This window comes from Nocardia sp. NPDC005366 (assembly GCF_040606855.1).
In the GTDB taxonomy this organism is placed as follows: Bacteria; Actinomycetota; Actinomycetes; order Mycobacteriales; family Mycobacteriaceae; genus Nocardia.
In genome coordinates this window covers 100,073-118,325 of the sequence record NZ_JBEXFQ010000002.1, presented here as the reverse complement: position 1 = coordinate 118,325, position 18,253 = coordinate 100,073, and the positions used below count along the sequence as shown (strand labels likewise).

The window sequence follows — 18,253 nt, the reverse complement described above, 5'->3', positions numbered from 1 at the left end:
TGCGAGTTCGAATCGAGCGGTTGAGCGACGGCGTGCGACGGCATGCGACGGGAGATCGGACTACATGACGACGAGCGCTGAGGTTGAGATGATCCACCCGCTGGGCCCGAAGACTGTGCAGGACTGGCTGGCCGAAGAGCAGCCGTCTGACGGATCTCGACTCGAACTGATTCTGGGGCACCCGCACCAGTTTCGCGCCGGAGGTACCGATCAAGGTGGATACCGCTGCTCTGCGCTGACTCCGGTCGGCGGCGTCGCCGTTGCGGCACTGCACCTGGTCGGGAGCGAGCAGTTCAGGTCCGGCGTGGTCTCGCTGCGATATCGGGCGCGGTAGCCACCGGATCGCGGCTCGCCCGACGGAGGCGATTTCCAGCCGCCGCGACCCGTCTGGCACAATGGTCCACCGTCCTTCCTGGACAGTGTCAGCCCGTCTCCGGTTACGTACCGCGCGGCGGTCACACACTCCAAGCGTGAAACCGGGCTCGCAGACCATGCGAGTCGCTGAATCGCGTCGTGACCAACCATCGAAAGAGGCAGATCAGCATGGCTGTTCGCATCAAGCTCACCCGCCTGGGCAAGATCCGCAACCCGCAGTACCGCGTTGTCATCGCGGACGCCCGCACCCGTCGTGACGGCCGGGCCATCGAGTCCATCGGCAAGTACCACCCGAAGGAAGAGCCCTCGCTCATCGAGATCGATTCCGAGCGCGTTCAGTACTGGCTGAGTGTCGGCGCGCAGCCGACCGAGCCCGTGCAGCGCCTGCTGGAGATCACCGGTGACTGGCAGAAGTTCAAGGGCCTGCCGGGCGCCGAGGGCACGCTGAAGACCAAGGCCCCGAAGACGTCCAAGCTGGACCTGTTCAACGCCGCGCTGGCCGCCGCCGACAACGAGCCGGTCGCCGACGCCGTCACCCCGAAGAAGAAGGCCGCCAAGAAGGACGAGGCCGCCGAGGCGACCGCCGAGACCGAGGCTGCCGAATAAATGAGTGCCGTCGTCGCCGATGCCGTCGAACATCTGGTTCGCGGCATCGTCGCCAACCCGGATGACGTCCGCGTCGAGCTGATCACCGGCCGTCGCGGGCGCACCGTCGAGGTGCATGTGCACCCCGAGGATCTGGGCAAGGTCATCGGCCGTGGTGGGCGCACCGCGACCGCGCTGCGAACCCTCGTCGCCGGGATCGGTGGCCGGGGCATCCGGGTCGACGTGGTCGACACCGATCAGTAGATGGAACTCGTCGTAGGGCGGGTCGCCAAGTCGCACGGTGTGCGCGGCGAACTCGTCGTCGAGGTCCGCACCGACGCACCCGAGGCGCGTTTCGCGCCGGGCGTCGCCCTGCGGGGTCGTCTGGCGCGCTCGAAAGAGGTTCGCGACTTCACCGTGGAGTCGGCCCGTGAACATTCGGGCCGGCTCCTCGTATGTCTCGACGGAGTCTCCGACCGCACCGCCGCCGACGCCTTGCGCGGCACGCTGTTCGTAGTGGAGAGCGATGATCTGCCGCCCTCGGAGGACCCGGACGAGTACTACGACCACGAACTCGAGGGACTGACCGTGCGGCTCACCGACGGCACACTGGTCGGCGCCGTCACCGAAGTACTGCATTCCGCTGCGGGAGAACTGCTTTCGGTGCGTGCGGCCGAGGACGGCAGGGAAATCCTCGTCCCGTTCGTCAACGCCATCGTGCCCACCGTGTCGCTGGCCGACGGACTGGTCGTGATCGATCCGCCCGAGGGGCTGCTCGATCCGGAGTGAGGGTTCATCGCTCGACCCGGATACCGCCGCGGCGAGTGCGCGGTCGCGGGCGTGGAGACCAGGAGGGTCGATGAAGATCGATGTCGTCACGATCTTTCCGGAATATCTGGAGCCGCTGCGCACCGCGCTGCTCGGCAAGGCCATCGATAAGGGCCTGATCTCGGTCGAGGTCCACGATCTGCGTCGGTGGACGCATGATGTGCACAAATCTGTCGACGATTCGCCCTACGGCGGCGGGCCCGGCATGGTCATGAAACCGACCGTATGGGGCGACGCCCTCGATGAGGTGTGCCCCGACGACGCGCTACTGGTCGTGCCGACCCCGGCGGGGGTGCCGTTCACCCAGGCCACCGCGCAGCGCTGGGCGGGCGAGGAACATCTCGTCTTCGCCTGCGGTCGATACGAGGGAATCGATCAGCGCGTCTTCGACGACGCCGCCCGTCGTGTCCGCGTCGAGGAGGTCAGTATCGGGGATTACGTTCTCATCGGCGGCGAGGCCGCCGTCCTGGTGATGACCGAGGCCTTCGTCCGCTTGATCCCCGGCGTACTCGGCAATCAGCAGTCACACCAAGAGGATTCGTTCTCCGACGGACTTCTCGAGGGCCCGAGCTACACTCGCCCCGTCACCTGGCGCGGTCTCGAAGTGCCCCCCGTCCTGCTCTCCGGCGACCACGCCAAGGTCGCCGCGTGGCGTCACGAACAGTCCCTCGCGCGCACCCGCGACCGACGTCCCGACCTCCTGCCCGACGCCACGCAGAGTTGAGCCGGGTGCGAGCGATCGGCCGCACCGACGACGCCCGATGTCAGGGAAGAAGACCGTGGCGCCGGGCGCGGACGACGGCTTCGTGGCGGGAGTGGGCGTCGAGTTTCGCCATCGCGCTGCGCAGGTAACTCTTGACCGTCTCCGGGCCGAGACAGAGGCGTTGGGCGGTTTCCCTATTGGTGCAGCCGAGGGCGACCTGGGCGAGGACGTCGATTTCACGGCCGGACAGGCGGGGCGCGTCCGAGGACGGGTCGCCGTTGAGGGTGCGGGCCATGCGTTCGCAGACATCGTGCAGGTGAGTCCGAAGTTCGTCGGAGGCGGTGCGGGCCAATTCGCGCAATTCGGCGTGCAGGTCGCGTAATTCCTCGACGACGGCGGGGGCGGTATCGAGCGCGGGGGGAGCCGATCGGAGCAGGCGCAGCCTGCGGTCCACCTCGTCGCGGACGGTGATCTCGGTGGCGAGACGACGTCCGGCCTGCATCAGGAAATCGGTGGTGCGGTCGCCCAGCGGTGCGCCGCCGCGCGTGGCGGCGTAGAGGATGGCGCGCGAACGGCTGTCCACCACGACCGGCACCGCGAGGACCGAACGGATCCCCTCACCCGAGACCGGGACGTCGTAGTGGTGGGTGATGGTCGCGGCGCTGCGATAGTCGGCCACCGAGGCGGGACGACGCGTATCCATGACACGACCGCCGAGGCCCGAGGCACGCAATACCGGAAGCCCGCGCAGACCGTTGGTCACGGTGCCGACGAATTCCGTCAGCAGCAGCGTGTCCTCGTGCACCTCGCCGCCGAAGACCACCGGCACCCCGGCCTTGGCCGCGACCCAGCGGATCTCGGACCGCAGGGCGTCACCGTCACGTGGACGCAGCAGGGAGGGGGTCATCAGACTCACCCCTTTTCGGGGGTAGTGGCGAAGAGGGTGTGACCCACATCCTATTGCAGACGCCGGTGGCCTGGATCACCGATCGGTCATCGCGGCGTGGATCATGGATGAGGAGACGAGATGAGCACCGACCTGACGCAGCGGGTACACGATCTGTTGGACACCTACGACGGCCCCGACGCGTGCGCGGCCCGGCTGCTGTGCGATCGGCATCCGGCCGACGAGGTGGCCTTCACCATCGTCGAGGCCGATCTCACCTCCACCGATCTCACCTACGGCGAACTACGCGAACTGTCGTCGCGATTCGCCGCCGCGCTGGCCGCTCTCGGTATCGGCCCCGGTGACCGGGTCGCCACCTTGATGTCGAAATCCGCCGACCTGCTCGTGGCGCTGCTCGGCATCTGGCGTCGCGGCGCCGTCCATGTCCCCCTGTTCACCGCCTTCGCTCCACCCGCCATCGGGCTGCGCCTGACCGCGAGTCATACCGTCCTCGTCATCGCCGACGCCGACCAAGCCACCAAATTGTGTGCGGGCGACGACATCCCCGCCGACGCGCCATGGCGGCTCGTGATCGCGGGCGAACGGAAGGGAGTCGACGCCGCGTCGGCCGCCATCGCGGCCTCGGTACAGCGCAGTGAGGCTCCGCGTACGGATCGCGCGGTCCTGTCCTTCGACGATCTTCTCGCCGCGTACTCCGCCGATGATCCCCTGGCGACCCCTGTCGCGGTCGGCGGCGACGGTCTGCTGGTGCAGTTGTTCACCAGTGGCACCACCGGCACACCGAAGGGGGTGCCGATTCCGGTGCGCGCCTTGGCTTCGTTCCACGCCTACCAGGAATTCGCCCTGGACGTCCGCCCCGACGACGTGTTCTGGAATGCCGCCGATCCGGGATGGGCCTACGGGCTGTACTACGCGATCCTCGGCCCGCTCGCCTCCGGCATGCGTTCCCTGGTGCTGCACACGAGTTTCTCGGCTCCGCTGACCTGGCAGGTACTCGAGCGGTTCGGCGTCACCAATTTCGCCGCGGCGCCCACCGTCTATCGCGCGTTGCGCGCGGACGCCACGCCGGTGCCGGAGGGCCTTTCGCTACGGCGTGCCTCGTCGGCGGGCGAGCCGCTGACGCCCGAGGTGGTCTCCTGGTCGGCGCGCGAACTCGGTGTGGCGGTGCGCGATCACTACGGGCAGACCGAACACGGCATGGTCATCTGCAACGCCTGGCACGACGAACTCAGTGCCGCGGTTCCGCTCGGTTCGATGGGCAGGCAACTGCCGGGCTGGACTTGCGCGGTTCTCGCCGAGGACGCCGACGTCGAGGCGGCGCCCGGCGAAATGGGCAGGGTGGCCATCGATACGACCGCTAGTCCGTTGATGTGGTTCCTCGGCTACCTCGATGCCCCCGAGCGCACCGCGCAGCGCTACACCGCGGACGGTCGCTGGTATCTGACCGGTGACGCCGGATCGCGCGACGCGGCCGGTTTCTTCCGGTTCTCCTCCCGCGACGACGACGTCATCATCATGGCCGGTTACCGTATCGGCCCCTTCGAGGTGGAAAGCGTGCTCGTCCTACACGAACAGGTCGCCGAGGCCGCGGTCGTCGGCATGCCGGACGAATTGCGCGGCGAGGTGCTCGAGGCATTCGTGGTGCTGCGCGACGGTTCCGACGGCAGCGGTGAACTCGCCGCCGAACTGCGCACGCTGGTGAAGGAGAGATTCGCGGCGCACGCCTATCCGCGTCGCGTGCATTTCGTGGAAAGTCTGCCGAAGACGCCGAGCGGCAAGGTGCAGCGTTTCGTGCTCCGTCGGCAGGAGGCGAAATGATGTCGGGACTTCCTAGCTACTCGTCCGGAATCTCGGACGCCCCACTGCTCGGCGACACCATCGGCGCGAACCTCGATCGCACGGTGGCCGCGCATCCCGACCGGGAGGCGCTGGTGGACAGTCCCTCGGACCGACGCTGGACCTACCGTGAACTCGCCGCCGCTATCGACGCGGTGGCGACAGGTCTGGTCGGCCTCGGAATCGGCAAGGGCGATCGGGTCGGCATCTGGGCGCCGAACTGCGCGGAATGGTTCTTCGTCCAGTACGCGACGGCGAAGATCGGCGCGATCCTGGTCACCATCAATCCGGCCTATCGGACCAGCGAACTCGAATACGTCCTGCGCCAGGCGGGCACGCGCATGCTGATCGCCGCGCGGGAGTTCAAGTCGTCGAATTACGCCGAGATGATCGCGCGGGTGCGCCCGAATTGTCCCGGCCTGGAACAGGTGCTGATCCTCGGGTCCCCCGAATGGGAGGCGATCACGCGCACCGAGATCGACACGCGGCGCCTGGTCGCGATCGGCTCGACACTGTCGATGGACGATCCGATCAATATCCAATACACCTCGGGCACAACCGGTTTCCCGAAGGGGGCCACGCTCAGTCATCACAACATCCTGAACAACGGGTATTTCGTCGGCGAGTTGTGCGGATACACCGAACAGGACCGGGTGTGCGTGCCGGTGCCTTTCTATCACTGCTTCGGAATGGTCATGGGCAATCTGGCCGTCACCACCCACGGTGCGGCGGTGGTGATTCCGGCGCCCGGCTTCGATCCCGCGGCGACGCTGGCCGCGGTCGAGGCGCACCGGTGCACCTCGCTCTATGGGGTACCGACCATGTTCATCGCCGTTCTCGCGGAACTGGATTCACGACCCGACCGGGACGCGCCGGACCTGTCGAGTCTGCGGACCGGCATCATGGCCGGGTCGCCGTGCCCCGTCGAGGTGATGAAGCGGGTCATCGATCGGCTGGGGATGGCCGAGGTCTGCATCTGTTACGGGATGACGGAAACGAGCCCCGTCTCCACCCAGACCCGCCGCGACGACAGCATCGACCGCCGCACCGCGACCGTCGGCCGGGTCGGACCGCATCTCGAGGTCAAGATCATCGATCCGGCAACGGGTTCGACGGTGCCGCGCGGCGAACCCGGCGAACTGTGCACCCGCGGGTATTCGGTCATGCTCGGCTACTGGGACCAGCCCGACAAGACAGCCGAAGCCATCGATGCCGCCCGCTGGATGCACACCGGCGATATCGGCGTGATGGACGACGACGGCTACCTCGCGATCACCGGCCGGATCAAGGACATGGTCATCCGCGGTGGCGAGAACATCTATCCGCGCGAGATCGAGGAATTCCTCTACGCCCACCCGGATATTCTCGACGCCCAGGTCATCGGGGTTCCCGATGCGAAATACGGCGAGGAGCTGATGGTCTGGATCCGGATGCGCGAAGGCGCGACGCCGGTGGACGCCCACGCCGTGAAATCCTTCTGCGCGGGCAAACTGGCGCATTACAAGATTCCACGCTACGTGCATGTCGTGGACGACTTCCCGATGACGGTCACCGGTAAGGTCCGCAAGGCAGATATGCGGGAGATCGCGCTGCGTATCCTCGCCGATTCCGGCGGGTCGACGGCGGGATAGGGCGCGCCGGACGGGCGCGCGGCCCCCCACTGCACCCCTGGCGTGGGTCGCGTGTCAGCGGACAGCGGTAGTGTCTGCGGCGTGACGACAGCGCCCGAGACCGCCGCCAGTTCAATGACGAACACCGACACACCGGCCGCCGCATCTGCCGCCGCCGCGCCCGCACCTCTGGCCAGCGTCGGCAGGCGCATCGCCGAGGAACTCGGCGTCCGCGAGAGTCAGGTCAGAGCCGCCGTCGAGTTGCTCGACGCCGGTTCGACCGTGCCCTTCATCGCGCGATACCGCAAGGAAGTCACCGAAGGACTCGACGACGCCCAACTCCGTCAGCTCGACGAACGCCTGCACTATCTGCGCGAACTCGACGAGCGGCGCGGCGCCATCATCGAATCCATCAGAGGCCAGGGCAAACTCGACGACGCGCTGCTCGGGCAGCTGATGACGGCCGAGACCAAGGCCCGCCTCGAGGACATCTACCTGCCGTACAAGCCCAAGCGGCGCACCAAGGCCCAGATCGCCCGTGAGGCCGGCCACGAGCCGGTGGCCGACGCGTTGATCAACGACCCGGCCACCGATCCGGCCCAGTACAGCGCCGAACAACTCGACGGCGCCCGCGCGATCCTGGTCGAACGGTTCGCCGAGGACGCCGATCTGGTCGGTGAACTGCGCGAATTGATGTGGAACCGCGGACAGGTCGTCTCGTCGGTGCGCGCGGGCAAGGAGGAAGCGGGCGCGAAATTCGCCGATTACTTCGAATTCAGCGAGCCGTTCGTAAAATTGCCCTCGCACCGAATTCTCGCGCTGCTGCGCGGGGAGAAGGAAGGGGTGCTCTCTCTGCAACTCGATCCCGATACCGAGGAACTCGAACCCGGTGCGCGCACGGTCTACGAAGGCCGCATCGCGGTTCGCTTCGATATCGCCGACCGGGGTCGCCCCGCCGACGGCTGGCTGCTCGATACGGTGCGCTGGGCGTGGCGAACCAAACTTCAGGTGAGTCTCGGCATCGACACGCGGATGCGGTTGCGACAGGCCGCCGAGAAGGATGCCGTCGACGTCTTCGCCGCCAATCTGCGTGATCTGCTGCTCGCCGCGCCCGCGGGCACCCGCACCACGATGGGCCTCGATCCTGGTTACCGCACCGGCGTCAAGGTCGCCGTCGTCGACGCCACCGGCAAAGCGGTCGCCACCGAGGTCATCTACCCGCACAAACCACAGGGGCAGACGGAGAAATCACTCGCCGTCCTCGCGGCCCTCGTCGCGCGTTTCAACGTCGAACTCATCGCTATCGGCAACGGCACCGCCTCGCGCGAAACCGATGCCCTCGCCGCCGAACTCATCTCGCGCATCCCGGAGAACAAGCCGACCAAGGTCGTGGTCTCGGAGGCGGGCGCCTCGGTGTACTCCGCCTCCGCCTACGCCTCGCAGGAACTGCCGGATATGGATGTCTCGCTGCGCGGCGCGGTCTCCATCGCCCGCAGGCTCCAGGATCCGCTGGCCGAACTGGTGAAGATCGACCCGAAATCCATCGGCGTCGGGCAGTACCAGCACGACGTCTCGGAGACGCTGTTGGCGCGCTCCCTCGGCGCGGTGGTCGAGGACGCGGTGAACGCGGTCGGCGTCGACGTCAACACCGCCTCGGTGCCGCTGCTCTCCCGCGTCTCCGGCGTCGCCGGATCGGTCGCGGAAAGTATTGTCGCGCACCGGGACAAGAACGGTCCGTTCCGCAGCCGCACCGCGCTGCTCGACGTGCCGCGACTGGGTCCGAAGGCATTCGAACAGTGCGCGGGCTTCCTGCGGATCCGCGGCGGCGAAGACCCCCTCGACACCTCCGCGGTCCACCCCGAGGCGTATCCGGTGGTGCGGCGCATTCTGGAGAAGACGGGGAGTCCGATCACCGAGCTGATCGGCAATACCTCTGCCCTGCGCGCCCTGCGGCCCGCCGAATTCACCGACGAGACCTTCGGTGTCCCCACCGTCACCGACATCATCTCCGAACTCGAGAAGCCGGGTCGTGACCCCCGCCCCGAGTTCAAGACCGCCGAATTCGCGGCGGGCGTGGAGAAGGTCGCCGATCTGGAGCCGGGCATGGTGCTCGAGGGCGTGGTCACCAATGTGGCCGCCTTCGGCGCCTTCGTCGACGTCGGCGTGCACCAGGACGGCCTCGTGCACGTCTCGGCCATGTCGCACAACTTCGTCAAGGATCCGCGCGAGGTTGTCAACACCGGCGATGTGGTCAAGGTCAAAGTGCTCGAGGTGGATGTCGCGCGCCAGCGCATCGGACTGTCGTTGCGGCTGGACGACGAGCCGGGCACGGCGGCCAAGCCCGAACGGGGTGGCGGCAATCGAAGCCAGGGCGGGCGCGGCCAGGGGCCACGCGGACAGCAGGGCGGTCAGGACAACCGGCAGCGGCAGGGCGGTCAGGGTAAGGCGCAACAGGGCCATGGCCGCACCCAGGGGCAGGGCCAGGGCCGTAACCAAGGTAATCAGCGGCGCAACGCGCCCGCGCCGACCGGTTCCATGGCCGACGCCCTGCGCCGGGCCGGTTTCGGTCAGTAGGCGCGCGACCGCGAGCGGAGGAATCAGGCGGCCATGCACCGGTGGCTCGAAGAAGACATCATCGACCGAGGCCGCCTACCGCTGCTGTGCTTCCTGTTCGGATTCATCGTCGGATTCCTGTTCATCCGGCTCAGCGTGCGGCTGATCCGGAAACAGGTGCGCTGGTGGCCGGGCAATCTGAGTGCGGGCACGGTGCACATCCACCACATGGTGTTCGGCGTCGTCCTCGTACTCGGCTCCGGTCTGGGGATGATCGCGGTCTTCGACAGCGCCGACAACCTCACCGCCGGATTGCTGGCGGCGGCCTTCGGCATCGGCGCCGCACTCGTCCTCGATGAATTCGCACTGATCTACTACCTGCGCGACGTCTACTGGGAGGAACAGGGACGCACCTCGGTCGACGCGGTTTTCGTCGCACTCGCGGTGACGGGACTGCTGCTGCTCGGATTCCACCCGCTGTCGCTGCTCGAGATCAACGATTTCCGCAGTTCCATGGGCACCGAGGCACGCGCCGTGGTCAGCCTCTTCGCGGTGTTCAACCTGATGCTCGCGGCCATCGTGATCGCCAAGGGCAAGATCTGGACGGGCTTGTTCGGCATGTTCTTCCCACCGCTGCTACTGGTCGGGGCATTTCGGCTGAGTCGTCCCGGCGCGCCGTGGGCCCGCTGGCGCTACGCCGATCGACGCCGCATGATGTATCGCGCCATCGTCAGGGAACGCCGGTATCGCAGGCCGGTCATCAGGGCCAAGATCTTCATCCAGGATCTGATCGCGGGTAAACCGGATGTCGAACATGTGCGTGTCGCGGCCGAGGCGGAACTGGCCAGGAAAGTGGTGCCCGCGCCGCCGTCCCCGCATCCGCACCACCTACCGTGGGAACGCAGGTCCGATCAGTGAACACGGTGGCGACGGGGCCGATTTCTCCCGCGTGTCCCCGGTCTGGCACAATGCACAGGTTGCCCTGGGTGCATGTCGACCCCGGGAGCACCTCTTAATTCGGAGCACGAACCGGTCGAGCACGCAGGTGCCGCCAGGGTCCTCTGTTCGCGCACACATCACATAAGGATGGACATGAACACCCTTGACTTCGTCGACGAGCAGTCGCTGCGCAGCGACGTCCCCGACTTCCGGCCGGGCGACACTCTCAATGTGCACGTGAAGGTCATCGAAGGCTCGAAGGAGCGCATCCAGGTCTTCAAGGGCGTCGTCATCCGACGCCAGGGCGGTGGCATCCGCGAGACCTTCACCGTTCGCAAGGTGTCGTTCGGTGTCGGTGTGGAGCGCACCTTCCCGGTGCACACCCCCAATATCGACCACATCGAGGTCGTGACCCGCGGCGACGTCCGCCGGGCCAAGCTGTACTACCTGCGTGACCTGCGCGGCAAGGCCGCCAAGATCAAGGAAAAGCGCTGAGCTTCGCTCCTTGACACACGGGGCGGTCCGATCTTGCCGACCGCCTGCGGCCATACCTGCGCGCCGCGAAAGATTTTCGTAGCCCGGCACCGGACGAATGGTCATGGTGCCGGGCTACTCTGTTCGGCGTGGCAGACGAAAGTGGGTCGGTGAGATTGTCCGGATCGGACGACGAGGGGACCGGGCGCAGGCGGCGTCAGGGGAAGACGAAGAAGCAACGTCCGTTCTGGCAGGAGTTGCCGATCCTCATTGTCATCGCGGCCGTGATCGCCGCGCTGATGGTCAGTTTCGTCGGTCGGCCCTATGTGATTCCCTCCCAGTCGATGGAGCCGACCCTGCACGGCTGCACCGGTTGCACCGGCGACCGCATCTACGTGCAGAAGCTGAGCTCCTACTGGAGCGATCCCGAACCCGGCGATGTCGTCGTCTTCGTCGGACCACCCTCATGGAACACCCGCTACCAGTCGATCCGCTCCGATAACGCGGCGGTGCGCGGTGTGCAGAACTTCTTCTCCTTCTTCGGCCTGGTGCCGCCGGACGAGAACGATCTCGTCAAGCGCGTGATCGCGGTCGGCGGGCAGACGGTGCAGTGCTGCGACGCCGAGGGCCGAGTCATGGTCGACGGCAAGCCGCTGGACGAGCCGTACGTCGCCAATGACTACAAGTGGATCACCGGTCAGCAGAACGCCGGTTACCCGGCGGGCCGTGTCTTCGGACCCGTGAAGGTGCCCGAGGGCAACCTGTGGGTCATGGGTGACAACCGCGACCAGTCCGCCGATTCCCGCGCGCACGTCGGCGACGAATTGCAGGGCACGGTGCCGATCGACAATGTCCGCGGCAAGGCGGTGTTCAAGATCTGGCCGCCGAGCCGGATCGGGCCGATCAAGTCCGAGGATCCCCAGACGAATTGACCGGTGCGGCAGCGGGATAATCGAATGGTGGGGCAAGGTCGAGTGGCTGAGATGCCGAGCGCGGGGTGGCCGCCGCGTGTCGTGATGCGTCGTGCGGGCGGGTTGCGCACCTTGGAAGCGGCGTTGATTCGTAGCGGCCTGGGTCCGGTCGCAGGCGTCGACGAGGCCGGACGCGGGCCGTGCGCGGGGCCGCTGGTGGTGGCGGCCTGCCTGCTGGCGCCCAAGGCATACGACAAACTGTCCGGGCTCGACGACTCCAAGAAACTCACCGAGGCGACCCGCGAGGAGCTGTTCCCTGTCATCACTCGGTTGGCGCTGGCCTACGAGATCGTCGTGATTCCGGCGTGGGAGATCGACTCGATCGGAATCCACGTCGCGAATATCGAGGGCATGCGCCGTGCCGTCGCCGGTCTGCGGCACACCCCCGGGTACGTGCTCACCGACGGCTTCAGGGTTCCGGGTATCCCGGTGCCGTCGCTGCCGGTCATCGGTGGCGACGCGGCGTCGGCCTGTATCGCGGCGGCCAGCATCCTGGCGAAGGTCACCAGAGACCGGATGATGGTCGAACTGGACCGACGCCTGCCCGGATACGGTTTCGCCGCCCACAAGGGTTACAACACGCCCGATCACACCACGGCGCTGCACCGGCTCGGACCCAGTAGCGAACACCGCAGATCATGGCGAAACGTGAGGGAGACGATGGGGTTGGGGCCGCTGGACGCCACCGTCGCCGAGGCCGACGCGGTGCTCGCCGATGGCTTCGAGGGTAGCCGAGTGGCTACCGACGCCGCACATGCGAGATGATATGCGCATGCGACGCAGCGGCGTGAGTGGAAGGGCCCGGAGGCAGCAGCGTGCGTAACCACGAAGGGCCCCGCGAACACCGCACATCGAACGCAGTGCGGCGAGAAGGAGGACGTCCCACCCGATGAGTGCCGAGGACCTCGAGAAGTACGAAACCGAGATGGAGCTGTCCCTGTACCGCGAGTACAAGGACATCGTCGGTCAGTTCTCGTACGTGGTGGAGACCGAGCGCCGCTTCTACCTGGCCAATTCCGTCGAACTGCGGCCGCAGAACGCCGATGGCGAGGTGTACTTCGAAGTGCGCATGAGTGACGCGTGGGTATGGGATATGTACCGCCCGGCTCGCTTCGTCAAACACGTCCGGGTGATCACCTTCAAAGACGTCAATATCGAAGAGTTGGAGAAGCCGGACCTGCGGCTGCCGGAGTGAGTGCGCGCTAGCGGCCCTCGCCCGGTCGCGGCTCGGAATTGTCCACAGCGCGGCAGTTGTCCACAGCGCGGCGGTTGTCCACAGGGCGGCTGTTCTGCCTGGTCGGCCCCCATGACTCGAGGCGGTCGTCCGCCACGCTGTGCGGGTGGCAGATAAACAGGCGCTCGGCGCGCAAGGAGAAGAGCTGGCGGCACAGTTCCTGGAGGCCGCCGGTATGCAGATCATCGAGCGGAACTGGCGTTGCCGGTACGGCGAGCTGGATCTGATCGCACGCGATTGCGAGGTCACCGCCTTCGTCGAGGTGAAGACCCGCACCGGCCTCGGCTACGGGACACCCGCCGAATCCGTCACGTTCACCAAACAGCAGCGCATCCGCAGGCTGGCCTTGACCTGGTTGGTCGAGCAGGAGGGCCCGTGGCGGCACATCCGGTTCGACGTCATCGGGGTGTTGCTGCGCCGCGGCTACCGGCCCGTCATCGAACACCTCGCTGGGGTGTTCTGATGGCGCTCGGCCGGGCCCACTCGGTGGCGGTGACCGGGGTCGACGGGCAGCTGGTCGAGATCGAAGCCGATATCGGGCAGGGCCTGCCGTCGGTGAATCTGGTGGGGCTGCCAGATACGGCGCTCCAGGAATCCCGGAACAGGGTGCGTGCGGCGGTGGCGAACTCGGGGGAGAAGTGGCCGGACGGCCGGGTGGTACTCGCCCTCTCGCCCGCCACGCTACCGAAAGTAGGCAGCGTCTATGACGTGGCGCTCGCGGTCTCGGTACTCGACGCGGCGGGTTCGGTGCCACCCGAGCGACTGTCGAAAACCGTTCTGCTCGGCGAACTGGCTCTCGACGGCCGGGTCCGGCGCGTCCGCGGCATTCTGCCCGCCGTGATCGCGGCGCGCAACGCGGGATGGTCGACGGTTGTCGTGCCCGCGACGGCACTGGCGGAGGCCGGACTCGTCGACGGGATCGAGGTACTCGGCGCGACCGATCTGCGCGCCGTCATCCGATGGCTGCGTGGTGCGGGCGCGCTGCTCGAACCGGAGGGAACCGTGCCCGATACGCCCGCGTGCGGCGGTGACCTGAGCGAGGTGACCGGACAGGAGGAGGCGCGGTGGGCGCTGGAGGTCGCCGCCGCTGGCGGACACCACCTTCTGCTGACCGGTCCGCCCGGAATCGGCAAAACCATGCTGGCGCAACGTCTTCCGGGGCTATTGCCGCCGCTGACCGAATCCGAGTCGCTGGAGGTGACGGCCATCCATTCGATGGCGGGCGCATTGTCCGGCGACCGTCCGCTGATCACCGCACCGCCTTTCGTCGCACCGCACCACTCCACGTCGGCCGTCGCGATGGTGGGCGGCGGCTCGGGCTCGGCGCGCCCCGGCGCGGTGAGCCGAGCCCACCGAGGCGTGCTCTTCCTCGACGAATGTGCCGAATTGGGCGCCAAGGTGCTCGAGGCGTTGCGTACCCCGTTGGAGGAGGGGGAGGTTCGCATCGCGCGCCGCGACGGCGTGGCCCGCTACCCCGCCCGATTTCAACTCGTTCTCGCGGCGAATCCGTGCCCGTGCGCGCCCGCCCGAGACGTCGATTGCGTCTGCGCGCCGCTGGCCCGCCGTCGTTACCTTGGCAAGCTTTCCGGCCCCCTGATGGATCGCATCGATATCCGGGTGCGGATGCACGGCGGGGCCGGGGGTGCGTTCGACGGCGAGGTATCCGAGAGCAGCGCGGTCGTGCGCGACAGGGTGACCGCGGCGCGCCGAGCCGCCGCCGAACGCTGGCGCGATCACGGCTGGACCACCAACGCCGAAGTTCCCGGGCACGCGTTGCGCCAGAAATTTCCGCTGCCAAGGGAGGCGATCGCACCGGTCGAAGCCGCCCTGCGAGTCGGCAGAATGTCGGCCCGTGGAGCGGACCGCGCTCTCCGCGTCGCCTGGACCATCTGCGATCTTCGTGGCGCCGACGTGCCCGCCGCCCGAGATGTGTTGTTGGCGCTCAACTTCCGTCAGCGGGACGCGCAATGAGCGCCGCCGGATCCGGCGGTGAACGGACGAGCGACCTCGAATATCACCCGGGCGGGGCTGTCGGGTCGACCGCGGTCGGGACAGATGACCTCGCGCGCGAGACGGTCGCCGCCGATTCTCTCGCCCTCGCGCCGTGCGGTGGGACGCGGACAGTCGATCCGGACGTGTCTGAGGCCGATGAACGGCGGCTCGCCTGGGTATATCTGTCGCGGGTGGTGCAGGGGCCGTGCGCGGCGTTGTCGGCGTTGATCGAATCGGTGGGGGTGGTGGAGGCGGCGCGGGCGGTGCGGGAACGCGCACTTCCTGAGTCGTTGCGCGGACCGACCGAACAGCGCCGTGACAGTTACTGCGCGGCAGGGGATCTGGAAACGATGCGGCGGATCGGCGGGCGGGTGGTGACGCCGGACGATCCGGAATGGCCCGCCTGGCGGATGCTGGGGTTGGCGCAGTTGGAGGCCGGTCGTGATCAGGACGGCGCGGTTCCGCTGGTGCTGTGGGTGCGTGGGTCGCGATCACTACTCGAGTCCACCGAGCGGGCGCTCGCCGTCGTCGGCGCGCGCTGCAGCACCGGGTACGGGGATCGGGTCACGGGTGAGATCGCCGGTGATCTCGCCGCGCGGGGCTGGACGATCGTCTCGGGCGCGGCGTTCGGAATAGACGCGATGGCGCACCGTGCGGCGCTGGCGGTGGGCGGGGTGACCATCGCGGTACTGGCCTGCGGGGTGGACCGACCGTATCCAGCGCAGCACGACCGGCTGTTGGCCGAAATCGCCGACGTGGGATTGGTGGTCAGCGAATATCCGCCGGGAACCGTCGCCCGCAAACACCAATTCCTCGCCAGGAACCGGGTCATCGCGGCCCTGTCCGACGGGGTGCTCGTGGTGGAAGCCGGATTGCGCAGCGGTGCGCGCAACACCGTGAAGTGGGCACGCCGCATGGGCCGTCCGGCCCTGGCGACGCCGGGACCGGTGACCTCGGCGGCTTCGGTCGGTTGCCACCGCATGATTCGCGACGGCGAGGCGCTACTGGTCACCCAGGCATGCGAGGTGATCGATGAAGCGGGACCGCTGCGGCTGTCCATCCCCGGTTCCCCGCCAACGGTCACCGGCCAGGCCGAGGCGTTGACCGGCATCCGCGCCACCGTCTACGCGGCCCTGCCCGGAGTCGGCGCTCGTCTGCCCGCCGCTCTCGCCGCGCAATCCGGTCTCCCGCTACCCGAGGTCCGTGCCGCCCTGACCGAACTGGAACTGTTCGGGCTGGTCGGAGTCGGTGAGAACGGGTGGCACCGAATCACATCCGGTCGTGCTACCCGGTAGCGACGGGCGAGTAGTACAGGCGGTTCGATCGACCTCGACGGGAGATGCGGCGAGGACGCTGCCTCGGGATCGACTACCGGCTCAGCGTTCGGAGTGCTCGCGCGGCGCGGGGACTTGCCAAGGGTCTGGTGTGGGGCGACGGTGGTGGGGTGGAGGAGTTACCGGAAGATTTGAGTGCGTTGGCGCAGGAGTACGCGCGGCATCTGCGGCTCGGGCGCAACAGGTCGGCGCATACCGTGCGGGCCTACGTCGGGGACGCGCGCTCGCTGCTGGCCCACCTCTACGCGCAATCGGCGGATTCGGCGATCGGGGAACTGGATCTGGCGCTGCTGCGCTCGTGGCTGGCGGCACAGTCGGCCCGGGGCGCGGCGCGCACGACGATGGCGCGTCGCGCGTCGTCGGCGCGGACGTTCACCGCATGGCTGACGACGACAGGTCGGCTCCCGCTCGATCCGGGGCTGCGTCTCGGCTCGCCCACATCGCACCGCGTGCTTCCCGCCGTATTGGGGCAGCGGCAAGCCGTGGGGGCGATGGACGCGGCGCAGTCCGGCGCGGCCCAGCGTGATCCGATGGCTTTGCGGGACCGGCTGATCGTGGAGTTGCTGTATGCCACGGGGGTCAGGGTCGGGGAATTGTGCGGGCTCGATATCGAGGATATCGACCGTGAGCGGCGTCTGGTGCGCGTTCTGGGCAAGGGGAACAAGGAGCGATCGGTGCCGTTCGGCGGGCCCGCCGACGAGGCGATCGAAGGGTGGCTGCGTTTCGGCAGACCTTCGTTCGCCGTCCCCGAGTCCGGTCGTGCGCTGTTACTCGGCAGGCGTGGACGCCGGCTCGACCAACGCCAGGCCAGAAGTGTTGTGCACGAAGTCGTTTCCGCGATTCCGGGTGCGCCGGATATGGGCCCGCACGGTTTGCGGCACAGTGCGGCCACCCATTTGCTCGAGGGCGGCGCGGATCTGCGTGTGGTGCAGGAGTTGCTCGGCCATTCCAGTATGGCCACTACCCAGCTCTATACCCACGTCTCCATCGAACGATTGAAGAAGGTGCACGATCAGGCCCATCCGCGCGCCTGATCGTTGCGCCCGAAAGGGGTGTGACAGGCGAGCGGAACTCATATTCTGTAACAAGTTCTAATTTTGGGAGGATCCATCCGGATGAGCACGCATACCGTTCTCGGTCAGCAGGTCCAGACGCCGGTGCGGATCCGGCACGCACGCGCCTTCATGGCGTCCTACCGGGTTCCGGCCGACGCGGCGCAACGACTCATCGATTATTCGGGTCTGCACGTCCTGCGGGTGCCGCGGGATCGTGCGCTGTGCACACTGGTCTTCGTCGAGTACATCGACGGCGATCTCGGTCCCTACAACGAATTCGGCGTGTCTTTCATGGTTCGTCACCACACCGCCGACGAGGTCGGTGGTCTCGCCGACGTCCGCGCCCTCGCGGCCGGTGAGGCAGGGGTGTTCATCCACCGGTTGCCGGTCGACGGCGACTTCACCCTGGCCGCCGGTCGCGGAATCTGGGGGTTCCCGAAGGAACTCGCCGATTTCGACGTGGACTACGCGGGCAAGGTCCGGCGGGGAATCCTGCGTCAGGGCGGTGATCTCATCGTCGACTTGGCGGTGAAGCCGGGCCTGTCGGCTCCCGCGCGTGGTGCGGGGACGTCCTTCGACGCCTACTCCCACATCGACGGTGTCACTCGGTGCACGCAGTGGGATATGGAACCGACCGGAATGCGTGCCCGCATGGGCGGGGTGGAACTGAAACTCGGCAACCATCCGATGGCAGGAGAACTGGCCGGCCTCGGACTTCCCACTCGCGCGCCTATGACCTCGACGGTCGACCGTCTCACCATGACATTCCAGGACGCCGTGCCCGTATAACCGGACCGGCGGACGCGCGAGGTATTCGGCTGTGACCGATGGTTTCTCGAACACGGGCCGCGACGGCG

18 protein-coding genes are annotated in these 18,253 nt (G+C 67.5%); 17 read left to right on the top strand and 1 reads right to left on the bottom strand.

Annotated elements, in window-relative coordinates:
- The first annotated feature begins 543 nt into the window (after positions 1-543).
- From rpsP to trmD, 4 genes are all read left to right on the top strand, one after another.
- Positions 544-981 (top strand): 30S ribosomal protein S16, encoded by a 438-nt coding sequence (gene rpsP / locus ABZS43_RS02810; protein ID WP_355034087.1) that lies wholly within the window; start codon positions 544-546, stop codon positions 979-981.
- Complete coding sequence (locus ABZS43_RS02805; RefSeq protein ID WP_067782143.1) at positions 982-1,224, top strand: RNA-binding protein; 243 nt, start codon at positions 982-984, stop codon at positions 1,222-1,224. It abuts the gene before it with no gap.
- On the top strand, positions 1,225-1,749 hold the full coding sequence (rimM, locus tag ABZS43_RS02800; RefSeq protein ID WP_355034086.1) for a ribosome maturation factor RimM: 525 nt from the start codon (positions 1,225-1,227) through the stop codon (positions 1,747-1,749).
- A 70-nt stretch (positions 1,750-1,819) separates the two neighbouring features.
- A complete protein-coding gene (gene trmD, locus ABZS43_RS02795) occupies positions 1,820-2,512 on the top strand; it encodes a tRNA (guanosine(37)-N1)-methyltransferase TrmD (RefSeq protein ID WP_355034085.1) in 693 nt (230 codons plus the stop codon).
- 40 nt (positions 2,513-2,552) lie between these two features.
- Here trmD and ABZS43_RS02790 read toward each other — a convergent pair whose 3' ends face one another.
- A complete protein-coding gene (locus ABZS43_RS02790) occupies positions 2,553-3,398 on the bottom strand; it encodes a LuxR C-terminal-related transcriptional regulator (protein WP_355034084.1) in 846 nt (281 codons plus the stop codon).
- A 120-nt stretch (positions 3,399-3,518) separates the two neighbouring features.
- Between ABZS43_RS02790 and ABZS43_RS02785 the strand changes: the two genes are divergently transcribed.
- From ABZS43_RS02785 to ABZS43_RS02725, 13 genes are all read left to right on the top strand, one after another.
- Complete coding sequence (locus tag ABZS43_RS02785) at positions 3,519-5,216, top strand: AMP-binding protein (RefSeq protein ID WP_355034083.1); 1,698 nt, start codon at positions 3,519-3,521, stop codon at positions 5,214-5,216.
- On the top strand, positions 5,213-6,865 hold the full coding sequence (locus ABZS43_RS02780) for an AMP-binding protein (RefSeq protein ID WP_355034082.1): 1,653 nt from the start codon (positions 5,213-5,215) through the stop codon (positions 6,863-6,865). Before ABZS43_RS02785 ends, ABZS43_RS02780 begins: the two co-directional genes overlap by 4 nt.
- 114 nt (positions 6,866-6,979) lie before the next feature.
- On the top strand, positions 6,980-9,418 hold the full coding sequence (locus tag ABZS43_RS02775; RefSeq protein ID WP_355034364.1) for a Tex family protein: 2,439 nt from the start codon (positions 6,980-6,982) through the stop codon (positions 9,416-9,418).
- Between the two features lie 33 nt (positions 9,419-9,451).
- Positions 9,452-10,315, top strand: a complete 864-nt coding sequence (locus ABZS43_RS02770; protein ID WP_355034081.1) for a hypothetical protein — start codon at positions 9,452-9,454, stop codon at positions 10,313-10,315.
- A 174-nt stretch (positions 10,316-10,489) separates the two neighbouring features.
- Positions 10,490-10,831: a 50S ribosomal protein L19 gene (rplS, locus tag ABZS43_RS02765; protein WP_109529704.1), complete on the top strand. Its 342-nt coding sequence runs from the start codon at positions 10,490-10,492 to the stop codon at positions 10,829-10,831.
- Positions 10,832-10,980: 149 nt separating this feature from the next.
- Positions 10,981-11,742 (top strand): signal peptidase I, encoded by a 762-nt coding sequence (gene lepB, locus ABZS43_RS02760; RefSeq protein ID WP_355034080.1) that lies wholly within the window; start codon positions 10,981-10,983, stop codon positions 11,740-11,742.
- Between the two features lie 51 nt (positions 11,743-11,793).
- A complete protein-coding gene (locus ABZS43_RS02755; RefSeq protein ID WP_355034363.1) occupies positions 11,794-12,546 on the top strand; it encodes a ribonuclease HII in 753 nt (250 codons plus the stop codon).
- Positions 12,547-12,670: 124 nt separating this feature from the next.
- Positions 12,671-12,976 carry a DUF2469 domain-containing protein gene (locus tag ABZS43_RS02750; protein WP_011210678.1) on the top strand — a complete coding sequence of 102 codons (306 nt, stop codon included), beginning with the start codon at positions 12,671-12,673 and terminating at the stop codon, positions 12,974-12,976.
- 145 nt (positions 12,977-13,121) lie between these two features.
- On the top strand, positions 13,122-13,478 hold the full coding sequence (locus ABZS43_RS02745) for a YraN family protein (RefSeq protein ID WP_355034079.1): 357 nt from the start codon (positions 13,122-13,124) through the stop codon (positions 13,476-13,478).
- Positions 13,478-14,986, top strand: a complete 1,509-nt coding sequence (locus ABZS43_RS02740) for a YifB family Mg chelatase-like AAA ATPase (RefSeq protein WP_355034078.1) — start codon at positions 13,478-13,480, stop codon at positions 14,984-14,986. Before ABZS43_RS02745 ends, ABZS43_RS02740 begins: the two co-directional genes overlap by 1 nt.
- A 164-nt stretch (positions 14,987-15,150) precedes the next feature.
- The gene (gene dprA, locus ABZS43_RS02735) at positions 15,151-16,302 is read left to right on the top strand and encodes a DNA-processing protein DprA (RefSeq protein WP_355034077.1); all 1,152 of its coding nucleotides are present in this window, start codon (positions 15,151-15,153) and stop codon (positions 16,300-16,302) included.
- A gap of 149 nt (positions 16,303-16,451) precedes the next feature.
- Positions 16,452-17,375, top strand: a complete 924-nt coding sequence (locus ABZS43_RS02730; RefSeq protein ID WP_355034076.1) for a tyrosine recombinase XerC — start codon at positions 16,452-16,454, stop codon at positions 17,373-17,375.
- A gap of 81 nt (positions 17,376-17,456) precedes the next feature.
- A complete protein-coding gene (locus ABZS43_RS02725; protein WP_355034075.1) occupies positions 17,457-18,185 on the top strand; it encodes an acetoacetate decarboxylase family protein in 729 nt (242 codons plus the stop codon).
- Positions 18,186-18,253: the final 68 nt, after the last annotated feature.